Raw genomic sequence first — 12,896 nt, 5'->3', positions numbered from 1 at the left:
ACCACCCGCTAAGCCTAAATATTCCCTGGTGACCGATAGCGGATAGTACCGTGAGGGAATGGTGAAAAGTACCGCGGGAGCGGAGTGAAATAGTACCTGAAACCGTGTGCCTACAAGCCGTGGGAGCGTCGGACATCAGCTTGCTGGTGTCTCGTGACTGCGTGCCTTTTGAAGAATGAGCCTGCGAGTTTGCGGTGTGTTGCGAGGTTAACCCGGGTGGGGAAGCCGTAGCGAAAGCGAGTCCGAATAGGGCGATTTAGTAGCACGCTCAAGACCCGAAGCGGAGTGATCTAGCCATGGGCAGGTTGAAGCGGAGGTAAGACTTCGTGGAGGACCGAACCCACCAGGGTTGAAAACCTGGGGGATGACCTGTGGTTAGGGGTGAAAGGCCAATCAAACTCCGTGATAGCTGGTTCTCCCCGAAATGCATTTAGGTGCAGCGTCGTGTGTTTCTTGCCGGAGGTAGAGCACTGGATAGGCGATGGGCCCTACCGGGTTACTGACCTTAGCCAAACTCCGAATGCCGGTAAGTGAGAGCGCGGCAGTGAGACTGTGGGGGATAAGCTCCATGGTCGAGAGGGAAACAGCCCAGAGCATCGACTAAGGCCCCTAAGCGTACGCTAAGTGGGAAAGGATGTGGAGTCGCACAGACAACCAGGAGGTTGGCTTAGAAGCAGCCACCCTTGAAAGAGTGCGTAATAGCTCACTGGTCTAGTGATTCCGCGCCGACAATGTAGCGGGGCTCAAGCGTACCGCCGAAGTCGTGTCATTGCAGCATAAGCCCCAACGGGTGTTGTGATGGGTAGGGGAGCGTCGTCTGCCGGGTGAAGCGGCACTGGAAGGTAGTCGTGGACGGTTGACGAGTGAGAATGCAGGCATGAGTAGCGATACAAACGTGAGAAACGTTTGCGCCGATTGACTAAGGGTTCCTGGGTCAAGCTGATCTGCCCAGGGTAAGTCGGGACCTAAGGCGAGGCCGACAGGCGTAGTCGATGGATAACCGGTTGATATTCCGGTACCCGCTGTGAAGCGTCAAACATCGAGCATCGTGATGCTAAGGCCGTGAAGCCGTTCCGGACCCTTCGGGGAAAGGAAAGTGGTGGAGCCGCCGAACCAAGCGGTTAGTAGGTGAGTGATGGGGTGACGCAGGAAGGTAGTCCATCCCGGGCGGTGGTTGTCCCGGGGTAAGGGTGTAGGACGTCAGGTAGGTAAATCCGCCTGGCAATAGTCTGAGACCTGATGCCGAGCCGATTGTGGTGAAGTGGATGATCCTATGCTGTCGAGAAAAGCCTCTAGCGAGTTTCATGGCGGCCCGTACCCTAAACCGACTCAGGTGGTCAGGTAGAGAATACCGAGGCGTTCGGGTGAACTATGGTTAAGGAACTCGGCAAAATGCCCCCGTAACTTCGGGAGAAGGGGGGCCACGCCTGGTGATCGGATTTACTCCGTGAGCTGGGGGTGGCCGCAGAGACCAGCGAGAAGCGACTGTTTACTAAAAACACAGGTCCGTGCGAAGCCGTAAGGCGATGTATACGGACTGACGCCTGCCCGGTGCTGGAACGTTAAGGGGACCGGTTAGCTCACTTTCGGGTGGGCGAAGCTGAGAACTTAAGCGCCAGTAAACGGCGGTGGTAACTATAACCATCCTAAGGTAGCGAAATTCCTTGTCGGGTAAGTTCCGACCTGCACGAATGGCGTAACGACTTCTCGACTGTCTCAACCATAGGCCCGGTGAAATTGCACTACGAGTAAAGATGCTCGTTTCGCGCAGCAGGACGGAAAGACCCCGGGACCTTTACTACAGTTTGATATTGGTGTTCGGTTCGGCTTGTGTAGGATAGCTGGGAGACTGTGAAGCAGGCACGCCAGTGTTTGTGGAGTCGTCGTTGAAATACCAGTCTGGTCGTGCTGGATGTCTAACCTGGGTCCGTGATCCGGATCAGGGACAGTGTCTGATGGGTAGTTTAACTGGGGCGGTTGCCTCCTAAAGGGTAACGGAGGCGCCCAAAGGTTCCCTCAGCCTGGTTGGCAATCAGGTGTTGAGTGTAAGTGCACAAGGGAGCTTGACTGTGAGACCGACGGGTCGAGCAGGGACGAAAGTCGGGACTAGTGATCCGGCGGTGGCTTGTGGAAGCGCCGTCGCTCAACGGATAAAAGGTACCCCGGGGATAACAGGCTGATCTTCCCCAAGAGTCCATATCGACGGGATGGTTTGGCACCTCGATGTCGGCTCGTCGCATCCTGGGGCTGGAGTCGGTCCCAAGGGTTGGGCTGTTCGCCCATTAAAGCGGTACGCGAGCTGGGTTTAGAACGTCGTGAGACAGTTCGGTCCCTATCCGCTGTGCGCGTAGGAGTCTTGAGAAGGGCTGTCCCTAGTACGAGAGGACCGGGACGGACGAACCTCTGGTGTGCCAGTTGTTCTGCCAAGGGCATGGCTGGTTGGCTACGTTCGGGAGGGATAACCGCTGAAAGCATCTAAGCGGGAAGCCTGCTTCGAGATGAGGACTCCCACCCACTTGATGGGGTAAGGCTCCCAGTAGACGACTGGGTTGATAGGCCGGATCTGGAAGCACGGTAACGTGTGGAGGTGACCGGTACTAATAGGCCGAGGGCTTGTCCTCAGTTGCTCGCGTCCACTGTGTTAGTTCTGAGGCAACGACCGTTGCCGGCTTTGAGCAGAACGCATAACAGAAGAGTGTGCTTGTTCGCTCGAAACCATTAGGGTTTCGGTGGTCATAGCGTGAGGGAAACGCCCGGTTACATTCCGAACCCGGAAGCTAAGCCTCACAGCGCCGATGGTACTGCAGGGGGGACCCTGTGGGAGAGTAGGACACCGCCGAACAATCTTTGGAAGGACCCCTGGTCACCAGCGTTCAGCTGGGACCAGGGGTCCTTTTCTTTTTACAATGCTTGCGGTACCGAAGACAGGAGTCACCATGTCCACCAACTCTCCCGACGACCGACCGGAGCGCGACCAGCGGCGACGGGACAGTGGTGACCGGGGTGACCGTGGCGGCTTCCGCCGTGACAACGACCGGCGCGGCGGCGACCGTGGCGGCTACGGTCGCCGTGACGACCGCCGCGACGACCACCGCCGCGACGACCGTGACCGTGGTGAGCGCGGTGGCTTCCGCCGGGACCACGAGCGGCGTGACGACCGCAGGGACGACACCCGTGACGACCGCCGTGGGGGCGGCTTCCGTCGCGAGGGTGAGCGCGGTACGCGTCCCGGTTTCCAGCGCGACGACCGCGACCGGGGCGACCGCGGCGGGTTCCGTCGCGACGACCGCCGTGACGACCACCGCCGTGACGACCGTCGCGATGACCGTGGGGACCGTGGGTTCCGCCGGGACGACCGTGGCGGCGACCGTCCCTCCTACCGACGCGACGACGACCGCGGTGGCCACGGCCGGCGCGAGGACAACCGTGGCGGCTACGGTCGCCGTGACGACCGCCGCGACGACCACCGCCGTGACGACCGTGACCGTGGTGAGCGCGGTGGCTTCCGCCGGGACCACGAGCGGCGTGACGACCGCAGGGACGACACCCGTGACGACCGCCGTGGGGGCGGCTTCCGTCGCGAGGGTGAGCGCGGTACGCGTCCCGGTTTCCAGCGCGACGACCGCGACCGGGGCGACCGCGGCGGGTTCCGTCGCGACGACCGCCGTGACGACCACCGCCGTGACGACCGTCGCGATGACCGTGGGGACCGTGGGTTCCGCCGGGACGACCGTGGCGGCGACCGTCCCTCCTACCGACGCGACGACGACCGTGCCGGCTACGGCCGCCGTGACGACGACCGCGGCGGCAACCGTCCCTCGTACCGACGCGATGACGACCGCGGGGGCTACCGTCGGGATGACCGCCGGGACGACCGCCGGGACGACCGGCGCGACGACCGTGGTGGTTTCCGGCGTGACGACCGCGACCGGGGCGACCGGGGTGGTTTCCGCCGGGACGACCGGCGCGATGACCGGCGCGATGACCGCGGTGGCCGTGGGCCCCGTAGGGACGACCGCGGTGACCGTGGCGGGCGGCCGGGTGGTTTCCGGGGCCGGGACGGCCGGGACGGCCGGGACGACCGCCGTGGCGGTGGCCGGTTCCGTGACGAGCGGGACCGGGACCGCGAGCCGGTCAAGCGGCTGCCGATCCCGGAGGACGTCACCGGTGACGAGATCGACAAGGACGTCCGGCAGGAGCTGCAGAGCCTGCCCAAGACGCTCGCCGAGGACGTCGCCAAGAACCTGGTGATGGTCGCCCGGCTGATCGACGAGGACCCCGAGGGCGCCTACGGCTACTCCAGGGTGGCCCTCCGCCTGGTGTCCCGCGTGGCCGCCGTACGTGAGGCCGCCGGGTTCGCCGCGTACGCCAACCAGAAGTACAGCGAGGCCCTCGCCGAGTTCCGGGCCGCCCGGCGGATGACCGGCACCGTGGAGCTGTGGCCGGTGATGGCCGACTGCGAGCGCGGGCTCGGCCGGCCGGAGAAGGCGCTGGACATGGCCGGCGCCCCCGAGGTGCACAAGCTGGACAAGGCCGGCCAGGTCGAGATGCGGCTCGTCGCCGCCGGTGCCCGGCGGGACATGGGGCAGCTGGACGCGGCCATCGTGACCCTGCAGAGCCCGGAGCTGGCCTCCAACTCCGTCCAGCCGTGGACCGCGCGCCTGCGCTACGCGTACGCCGACGCCCTGCTGGCCGCCGGCCGGGAGCGTGAGGCGCGGGAGTGGTTCGCGAAGGCCGTCGAGGCCGACCGGGACGGCAGCACGGACGCCTCCGACCGGCTCGCCGAGCTGGACGGCGTGGAGTTCGTCGACGCCCTGGCCGAGGACGCGGCCGACACGGCGGAGGCCGACGACGCGGCGGAGTCCGGTGACGCGGCGGAGTCCGGCGAGGAGGACGAGCCCGGCGAGTCCGGCGGTGCCTCCGCGGAGGACCTCGACAAGGACTGACGTACGTCCTGATCACGGATCCTGATCGCTGATCCGATCACTGAAAAGAGGGCAGGCCCCACGGGGTCTGCCCTCTTTTGCGTCGTGCCGGATACCCCGCCCTCAGATCTCCAGCGCCCGCAGCACCAGACCCGAAGCCGGTTTCGGGCCGAACGAGGTCGACTTGCGGGGCATCCGCACACCCTGCCGGGCCAGGTCGAGCACGACCTCCTCGCGGACCGGGTGCATCAGGACGGCCGTACTGCCGTCCTGTTCGGCCTTCTCGACCGTCGCGGCCGTGTCGTGGATGTAGGCGATGTGGGCGGGGGAGTCCTCGGGGATGTGCCAGACGTGTTCGAGGAGCGCGGCGTGCAGGACGGTGGCGTCCAGGGAGCGCCAGGCGGCCGGGCGGTCCGCCGGGATCGTACGGGCCAGCAGGTCCGGGTCCGGGCGGTCGAGCAGGTGGAAGGCGCCGTCGCCGGCCAGCAGGAAGGAGTTGCCCGCGCAGGAGGCGTCCGCCAGGACCTCAAGGGCCTGCGCCAGGGGCACGTCGAGGTGTCGTACCCGGAACAGGCCGTCCACCGCCGTCAGCGCGTCCGCGACCGGCAGGCCGTGCAGCAGCCGGTGGATGGCGCGGACGCGCAGCGGGTAGCGCGCGGTGTCGACCAGGAGGACCAGGCCGTAGTCCCAGGGGCTGGGGGAGGGGTGCTCCGCGCGCAGCCGCCGGTAGGTGGCCCAGCGGTGGTGGCCGTCGGCGATCAGGGCCTGGCGGCCGGCCAGGTCGGTCTGGATGCGGGCCAGGTCGCCGGGGTCGGTCACGGACCACAGGCGGTGGTGGAAACCGTCCTCGGTGGTCGTTGCCAGCAGGGGCGGGCGGGCCGCAGTGCGTTCGACGACCTCGGCGGCCGTGCCGTCGCCCCGGTAGGTCAGCAGCAGCGGTTCGAGGTTCGCGCGCGTGGCGCGCATGAGGGCCGCGCGGTCGGCGACCACCGGCGGCATCACGTCCTCGTGCGGCAGCACCACGCCTTCGGCCGGCTCGGAGACCCGCAGGGTGCCGATGACCCCGCGCTGGAGCATGCCGTTGCCGTCCCGTTGCTCGTACACGTACAGGCCGGGCTCCGGGTCTGCGGTGAGGACTCCCTCGTCCAGCCAGCGGCGCAGGGTGTCGGCGGCCTGCTCGGTGCGGGCGCTGGGCGTCCCGGCTTGGGGCAGGATCAGCCGGACGATGTTGTACGGGTCGGCCGACTGGAGGTGGTGCAGGCCGTCGGGGCGTACGACGACGTCGTAGGGCGGAGAGGTGACGGAGGCGAGGCTGCCGACCCGGTCCGGGTCGTAACGAAGGCCTCGGAACGGGGTCAGTTCCAGGCCTCGACGCGCCGTTGCCTCCCAGTGACCTGCTGTGTTCATCCCGGCATCGTACGTGTGTCAGTGGCGTGCGGGATGATCGGGGGAAAGGCGAGTGAACGAGGAGCGATGTGGACATGAGCCAGGGCGTCAGGACGAGGCCCGAGGGCAGTGGGCAGCCCCTGAACGAGGCGTACGACACGGCGCTGCTCGATCTGGACGGGGTGGTGTACGCGGGCGGGAGCGCGGTCGCGCACGCGGTCGACTCGCTGGCGGTGGCCCGGTCGGGCGGGATGCGTCTCGCGTACGTCACCAACAACGCGCTGCGGACTCCGGACGCGGTGGCCGGGCATCTGACCGAGCTGGGCATACCGACGGGCGCGGACGACGTCATCACCTCCGCGCAGGCCGTGGCGCGGCTGATCAGCGAGCAGGTGCCGGCCGGGGCGCGGGTGCTGGTGGTCGGCGGCGAGGGGCTGCGGGTGGCGCTGCGCGAGCGGGGCCTGGTGCCGGTGGAGTCGGCGGACGACGACCCGGTGGCGGTCGTGCAGGGCTACGGCGGACCGGATCTGCCCTGGGGGCGGTTCGCGGAGGCGTCGTACGCGGTCCGGCGCGGAGTGCCGTGGTTCGCGTCCAACACCGATCTGACGATCCCGAGCGGCCGGGGCATCGCGCCGGGCAACGGGGCGGCCGTGGAGGTGGTGCGGATCGCGACGGGTGCGGAGCCGCAGGTCGCGGGCAAGCCGCTGCCGCCGATGCACCGGGAGACGATCATCCGGACCGGTGCGGAGCGGCCGCTGGTGGTCGGGGACCGGCTGGACACGGACATCGAGGGCGCGATCAACGGCGGGGTCGACTCGCTGCTGGTGCTGACCGGTGTCACCGACGGGGCGCAGCTGCTCGCCGCGCCGCCGCAGCACAGGCCGACGTACGTGGACGCCGATCTGCGCGGACTGCTCACCGGCCAGCCGGAGATCACCCGCGAGGGTGACGGTTTCCGTTGCGGCGGGTGGACGGCGACCGCCGGCACCGAGCGGCTGGAGCTGGCCGGCGACGGTGGGGCGCTGGACGGTCTGCGGGCGCTGTGCGCGGCGGCCTGGACGACGGCGGGGGACGGTTCCTGCACGCTGGACGGGGCGAAGGCACTGGCCAGACTGGGGCTCTGACGGCCCCCCAGACGGGCGCGGGCGGGTGCCGGAGGAACCGGGGAACGAGAGCCGATGCGAGGGTAGGCTAACCTAACCTCGTGTTGGTCGACAGTCCTCCGGAACCGCGCGCGGAGACCGCCCCCGCGCCCCCAACCCGCCGGGCGGCGCGGGCCCTTGGGCTCCTGCTCTCGGTCCTGCTGCTGGTGCTGGTCGCGCTGGCGAGCATCGCGATCGGGGCCAAAGCGCTGTCCCCGGACCAGGTCTGGCACGGCCTGTTCCACGACACGGGGACGTACGGCGACGTGGTCGTGGACGAGCGGCTCGCGCGTACGGTCCTCGGCCTGCTGGTCGGTGCCGCACTCGGTCTCTCCGGCGCGGTGCTCCAGGCGCTGACCCGCAATCCGCTGGCCGACCCCGGGCTGCTCGGCATCAATGCGGGCGCCTCCGCGGCGGTCGTCACGGCCGTCACCTACGCCGGTGTCACCAGCCTCACCGGCTATGTGTGGTTCGCGTTCCTGGGCGCCTCGGCGGTCGGCGCGCTGGTGTGGTTCCTCGGCGGCAGCCGGGGCGCCACCCCGGTACGCCTCGCGCTGGCCGGCACGGCGATCAGCGCGGCCCTGTACGGCTACCTCCAAGCCGTGATGATCATGGACGGGGCGGCCCTGGCCAAGATGCGTTTCTGGACGGTGGGTTCACTGGCCTCGGCCGGCTGTCCCACCATCAGGCAGGTGCTGCCGTTCCTCGCGGTCGGCATGGTGCTCGCGCTCGTGCTGGCCCGGCCGCTCAACGCCGTGGAGATGGGCGACGACACCGCCCGCGCCCTCGGCGCCCACCTCGACCGCACCCGCGCCCTGGCCATGCTGGCCGCCGTGCTGCTGTGCGGTGCCGCGACCGCCGCCTGCGGCCCGATCGTCTTCGTCGGCCTGATGGTCCCGCACGTCGTGCGCTCCTTCACCGGCCCGGACCTGCGCTGGATCCTGCCGTACGCCGCGGTCCTGGCGCCCGTACTGCTGCTCGGCGCCGATGTCGTCGGCCGGGTCGTGGCCCGTCCCGCCGAGCTTCAGGTCGGCATCGTCACCGCGATCGTCGGCGGCCCGGTCTTCATCTTTCTCGTACGACGGCGGAGGACGGCCCAGCTGTGAAGACACACTCCAGGAGCCGTGCCGTGCGCACCCCCGGCGGGTTCTCCCTGCGTCTGGAGCCGCGTGCCCTGATCGTCGTCGTGCTGCTGCTGGCCGCCGCCTGTGCCGCGGGTGTCGCCCTGATCGGTACCGGCGACGCGAAGATCCCGGCGGCCGACGTGCTGCGCACGCTCGCCGGGAACGGCACCGCCTACCAGGACTTCATCGTCAACGAACTGCGGCTGCCCCGGGTCCTCGTGGGCCTGCTGGTCGGTGCCGCGCTGGGCCTCGGCGGCGCGCTGTTCCAGTCCGTCTCCCGCAACCCGCTCGGCAGCCCGGACCTGCTCGGCCTGTCCCAGGCCTCGACGGCCGGCGCGCTGGTCGTCATCGTGCTGCTGTCCGGCAGTGCCTCCCAGGTCACCCTGGGCGCGCTGGTGGGCGGTCTGGCGACCGGTCTCGCCCTGTACGCCCTCGCCTGGAAGCAGGGTGTGCACGGATACCGGCTGGTGCTGGTCGGCATCGGCGTCAACGCGGTCATGACGGCGGTCAACGGCTATCTGCTCACCAAGGCCGACCTGGTGGACGCGACCCGCGCGGTGGTGTGGATGACCGGCTCGCTCAGCGGACGCGACTGGGACCAGGTCTGGCCGCTGCTCGGGCTGTGCGCCGTCCTGGTCCCGCTGGTCCTCGCCCAGGCGCGCGGCCTGCGGATGATGGAGATGGGCGACGACATCTCGAACGCGCTCGGCGTGCGCGTGCAGCGCGTCCGGCTCCTGCTGATGGTCTCCGCCGTACTGCTCACCGCCGCCGCCACGGCAGCGGCGGGCCCCGTCAGCTTCGTCGCGCTGACCGCGCCGCAGCTCGCCCGCCGCCTCACCCGCTCACCGGGACCGAACCTGGTGGCCTCGCTGTGCATGGGGGCGACCCTGCTGGTCGCCGCGGACTGGGCGGCCCAGCGCGCCTTCGGCGCCGACCAGCTGCCCGTCGGCGTGGTCACCGGCGTCCTCGGCGGCGCCTACCTGCTGTGGCTGCTGGTCACCGAGCGCCGGGCCGGCCGGATATGACGCGCGCGCAGGGCCCGGACCCGGGCGTCGCGCACCCGAACACCCCTAGGAGCACTGTGAACCGCCTGTCCGCCGAGAACGTCACCCTCGCCTACGACCAGCGGGTCATCGCCGAGCAGCTGTCGGTGGAGATCCCGGACCACTCCTTCACGGTGATCGTCGGTCCCAACGCGTGCGGCAAGTCGACGCTGCTGCGGGCGCTGTCGCGGATGCTCAAGCCCAGCCAGGGCCAGGTGCTGCTGGACGGGCAGGCCATCCAGTCCATGCCCGCGAAGAAGGTCGCGCGCACCCTCGGCCTGCTGCCGCAGTCGTCCGTCGCGCCCGACGGCATCACGGTGGCCGACCTCGTCGGGCGGGGCCGCTACCCGCACCAGGGGCTGCTGCGCCAGTGGTCGGCGGAGGACGAGCGGGTCGTGAGCGAGTCCATGCGGCAGACCGGGGTCGCGGAGCTGGCCGAGCGGTACGTCGACGAGCTGTCCGGCGGGCAGCGGCAGCGCGTGTGGATCGCCATGGCCCTCGCCCAGCAGACCCCGCTGCTGCTCCTGGACGAGCCGACCACCTACCTGGACATCCAGCACCAGATCGACGTCCTCGACCTGTGCGCCGAACTGCACGAGGAGCAGGGCCGGACGCTGGTGGCGGTGCTGCACGACCTCAACCACGCCGCCCGCTACGCCACCCACCTCATCGCCCTGCGCGGCGGCACGGTGATCGCCGAGGGCGCCCCGAACGACATCGTCACCGCCGAGCTGGTCGAGGAGGTGTTCGGGCTGCGCTGCCAGGTCATCGACGACCCGGAGACGGGGACCCCGCTGGTGGTGCCGGCGGCCCGCAAGGCACGCGCCGAGCGGGTCAGAGCAGCTTCCTGAGCCGGAACAGGTCGAGCAGGCTCGCCTCCAGCCTGACCCGGCCCGAACCCCAGGCGGTCGCGAAGTTCAGCTCGCCGTTCACCAGCGCCACCAGGTCGTCCCCGGCCATGGCGAGCCTGATCTGCGCCCTCTCGCGGGGAGGGCCGGGAAGGGTGTCGTCCACCTCGATCCGGCCGCCGGTCAGCCGGCCGGCGAAGGTGACGTCCAGATCGGTGATGTGACAGCTCACCGAGCGGTCCAGCGCGGCGGCCGCGCGGACGTCGCCCTCGGCGCCCTGCATGTTGTCCGAAAGCTTCCCCAGTGCCAGGCGGCACTCCTGGATCGTGGCCATCGCCCCCGACGGTACCCCAGCGGTTCGGGGTAGCGTCTGGGCATGAGCGAGTCCGTGTCCGAGGCCCAGATCGGCACCGAGGCGGCGCCCGCGTACGACCCCGCGGCGCCCGCCCCCCTGAACGTCCCCCGCACCCCCACCGGCAACGCCGAGGTCGACGCCCAGCTGGACCGGCTGGCCGACGCCGACCACCTCGCCACCGACGGGCACCTGGAGGTGTACGAGGATGTACACCGGGGGCTGCGCGACGCGCTGACCGCGCTCGACGCCCGCCCGGGCCCTCCGGCCCCCGCACAGTCGTACCAACACAGGAGCTGAACCGAACGTGGCAGGAGTCGCACGCCGCCGTCTCGACGCGGAGCTGGTCCGCCGGAAGCTCGCCCGCTCGCGCGAGCACGCCAGCCAGCTGATCGCCGCCGGCCGGGTCACGGTCGGCAAGACCGTGGCGACCAAGCCGGCCACGCAGGTGGAGACCGCGGCGGCGATCGTCGTCCAGGCCGACGACGGCGATCCGGACTACGTGTCCCGGGGCGGCCACAAGCTCGCCGGCGCACTGGAGGCCTTCGTGCCGCAGGGGCTCGTGGTCGAGGGGCGGCGCGCGCTGGACGCCGGCGCGTCCACCGGCGGCTTCACCGACGTCCTGCTGCGCGCGGGCGCCGCCCACGTCGTCGCGGTGGACGTCGGCTACGGACAGCTCGCCTGGTCGCTGCGGAACGATGAACGCGTCACCGTCAAGGACCGTACGAACGTACGCGAGTTGACGCTTGAGGCGATCGATGGGGAACCTGTGGATCTTGTCGTGGGCGATCTGTCCTTCATCCCGCTCGGGCTGGTGCTGCCCGCCCTGAAGCGGTGCGTGACGCCGGACGCCGACCTGGTGATGATGGTCAAGCCGCAGTTCGAGGTGGGGAAGGAGCGGCTCGGCAGCGGGGGTGTCGTACGGAGTCCGCAACTGCGGGCGGAGGCCGTGCGGGGAGTGGCCGAGAAGGCCTGGGAGCTGGGGCTCGGGGTGCAGGGTGTCACCGCCAGTCCGCTGCCCGGCCCCTCGGGGAACGTCGAGTACTTTCTCTGGCTGCGGGCGGGGGCACCCCAGGTGGACCCGGCCGACGTCGACCGTGCAGTGGCGGAGGGGCCGCGTTGACACAGAATCTGGCGCGTACTGTTTTCCTGCTCGCCCACACCGGGCGTCCCGCGGCGATCCGCAGTGCGGAACTCGTCGTCAAGGGCCTGCTGCGGCATGGCATCGGGGTGCGGGTGCTGGAGGAGGAGGCGCGCGACCTGCCGCTGCCCGACGAGGTGGCCCTCGTCAAGGAGGCGACACCGCAGTGCCTGGACGGGTGCGAGCTGCTGATCGTGCTGGGCGGCGACGGCACGCTGCTGCGCGGAGCCGAGTTCGCCCGGGCGTCCGGGGTGCCGATGCTCGGCGTCAACCTCGGGCGTGTCGGGTTCCTCGCGGAGGCGGAGCGGGACGACCTCGACCGGGTGGTCGACCGGGTGGTGGCCCGGTCGTACGAGGTCGAGGAGCGGATGACCGTCGACGTCGTCGTGCACCGCAACGGGGACATCGTGCACACCGACTGGGCGCTGAACGAGGCGGCCGTGCAGAAGGCCGGCGCCGAGAAACTGCTGGAAGTCGTGCTGGAGATCGACGGACGGCCGGTGACCGGGTTCGGGTGTGACGGCGTGGTGCTGTCCACGCCGACCGGGTCCACGGCGTACGCGTTCTCCGCGGGCGGGCCGGTGGTGTGGCCGGAGGTGGAGGCGCTGCTGATGGTGCCGATCAGCGCGCACGCGCTGTTCGCCAAGCCGTTGGTGACGTCCCCCGACTCGGTGCTCGCGGTGGAGGTGCTGCCGCACATTCCGCCGGGTGTCCTGTGGTGCGACGGGCGGCGGACCGTGGAGCTGCCGCCCGGGGCGCGGGTCGAGGTCCGGCGCGGAGCGGTGCCGGTGCGGCTGGCCCGGTTGCACCATTCGTCGTTCACGGACCGGTTGGTGGCGAAGTTCGCGCTGCCCACCACGGGCTGGCGGGGGGCGCCGCACCACTCCTCGGAGTGACAAGGGCGGGCCATGTGCACTCCCCGCCCCGGACCTCGT

General features: G+C 69.6%; 10 protein-coding genes and 2 rRNA genes (1 of these 12 cut by a window edge). 10 read left to right on the top strand and 2 right to left on the bottom strand.

The window, feature by feature from the left end:
• From S1361_RS09880 to S1361_RS09870, 3 genes are all read left to right on the top strand, one after another.
• Positions 1 to 2,621 (top strand): 23S ribosomal RNA (locus tag S1361_RS09880) (it extends 499 nt beyond the left edge of the window).
• Between the two features lie 104 nt (positions 2,622 to 2,725).
• A 5S ribosomal RNA gene (gene rrf / locus S1361_RS09875) occupies positions 2,726 to 2,842 on the top strand.
• Positions 2,843 to 4,142: 1,300 nt separating this feature from the next.
• The gene (locus tag S1361_RS09870; protein ID WP_208036537.1) at positions 4,143 to 4,946 is read left to right on the top strand and encodes a tetratricopeptide repeat protein; all 804 of its coding nucleotides are present in this window, start codon (positions 4,143 to 4,145) and stop codon (positions 4,944 to 4,946) included.
• Positions 4,947 to 5,048: 102 nt separating this feature from the next.
• Here the strand turns inward: S1361_RS09870 and S1361_RS09865 are convergent, their stop codons facing one another.
• Positions 5,049 to 6,332 carry a DUF1015 domain-containing protein gene (locus tag S1361_RS09865; protein WP_208031467.1) on the bottom strand — a complete coding sequence of 428 codons (1,284 nt, stop codon included), beginning with the start codon at positions 6,330 to 6,332 and terminating at the stop codon, positions 5,049 to 5,051.
• 74 nt (positions 6,333 to 6,406) lie between these two features.
• Here S1361_RS09865 and S1361_RS09860 point away from each other — a divergent pair, with 74 nt between their 5' ends.
• The 4 genes from S1361_RS09860 (at position 6,407) to S1361_RS09845 (ending at position 10,471) form a co-directional block, all read left to right on the top strand.
• Positions 6,407 to 7,435, top strand: a complete 1,029-nt coding sequence (locus tag S1361_RS09860) for an HAD hydrolase-like protein (RefSeq protein ID WP_208031466.1) — start codon at positions 6,407 to 6,409, stop codon at positions 7,433 to 7,435.
• An 80-nt stretch (positions 7,436 to 7,515) separates the two neighbouring features.
• Entirely contained in the window at positions 7,516 to 8,559 is a 1,044-nt protein-coding gene (locus tag S1361_RS09855) for a FecCD family ABC transporter permease (protein WP_208031465.1), read from the top strand.
• The gene (locus S1361_RS09850) at positions 8,556 to 9,602 is read left to right on the top strand and encodes a FecCD family ABC transporter permease (protein ID WP_208031464.1); all 1,047 of its coding nucleotides are present in this window, start codon (positions 8,556 to 8,558) and stop codon (positions 9,600 to 9,602) included. The genes S1361_RS09855 and S1361_RS09850 overlap by 4 nt, the downstream gene beginning before the upstream one ends.
• Positions 9,599 to 10,471, top strand: coding sequence for an ABC transporter ATP-binding protein (locus S1361_RS09845; RefSeq protein WP_208031463.1), 873 nt, complete (start codon positions 9,599 to 9,601; stop codon positions 10,469 to 10,471). Before S1361_RS09850 ends, S1361_RS09845 begins: the two co-directional genes overlap by 4 nt.
• Here S1361_RS09845 and S1361_RS09840 read toward each other — a convergent pair.
• Positions 10,455 to 10,802, bottom strand: a complete 348-nt coding sequence (locus S1361_RS09840; RefSeq protein ID WP_208031462.1) for a sterol-binding protein — start codon at positions 10,800 to 10,802, stop codon at positions 10,455 to 10,457. The two genes, S1361_RS09845 and S1361_RS09840, sit on opposite strands and share 17 nt — an antisense overlap.
• 42 nt (positions 10,803 to 10,844) lie before the next feature.
• Here S1361_RS09840 and S1361_RS09835 point away from each other — a divergent pair, with 42 nt between their 5' ends.
• The 3 genes from S1361_RS09835 to S1361_RS09825 are packed head-to-tail and all read left to right on the top strand — an operon-like array spanning position 10,845 to position 12,857.
• Complete coding sequence (locus tag S1361_RS09835; RefSeq protein WP_208031461.1) at positions 10,845 to 11,120, top strand: hypothetical protein; 276 nt, start codon at positions 10,845 to 10,847, stop codon at positions 11,118 to 11,120.
• Positions 11,121 to 11,127: 7 nt separating this feature from the next.
• Positions 11,128 to 11,943: a TlyA family RNA methyltransferase gene (locus S1361_RS09830; protein WP_208031460.1), complete on the top strand. Its 816-nt coding sequence runs from the start codon at positions 11,128 to 11,130 to the stop codon at positions 11,941 to 11,943.
• Entirely contained in the window at positions 11,940 to 12,857 is a 918-nt protein-coding gene (locus S1361_RS09825) for an NAD kinase (protein ID WP_208031459.1), read from the top strand. The genes S1361_RS09830 and S1361_RS09825 overlap by 4 nt, the downstream gene beginning before the upstream one ends.
• Positions 12,858 to 12,896: the final 39 nt, after the last annotated feature.

The sequence above is a fragment of the Streptomyces cyanogenus genome (genome assembly GCF_017526105.1).
GTDB classification, from domain to species: Bacteria; Actinomycetota; Actinomycetes; order Streptomycetales; family Streptomycetaceae; genus Streptomyces; species Streptomyces cyanogenus.
Note: the sequence above shows the minus strand (reverse complement) of the source record. Positions and strands in the feature narration are given on the sequence as shown.

Coding starts and splice junctions, on each gene's coding strand:
- S1361_RS09845 (WP_208031463.1), top strand. CDS start 9,599: ATGACGCGCGCGCAGGGCCCGGACCCGGGCGTCGCGCACCCGAACACC.
- S1361_RS09835 (WP_208031461.1), top strand. CDS start 10,845: ATGAGCGAGTCCGTGTCCGAGGCCCAGATCGGCACCGAGGCGGCGCCC.
- S1361_RS09840 (WP_208031462.1), bottom strand. CDS start 10,802: ATGGCCACGATCCAGGAGTGCCGCCTGGCACTGGGGAAGCTTTCGGAC.
- S1361_RS09860 (WP_208031466.1), top strand. CDS start 6,407: ATGAGCCAGGGCGTCAGGACGAGGCCCGAGGGCAGTGGGCAGCCCCTG.
- S1361_RS09865 (WP_208031467.1), bottom strand. CDS start 6,332: ATGAACACAGCAGGTCACTGGGAGGCAACGGCGCGTCGAGGCCTGGAA.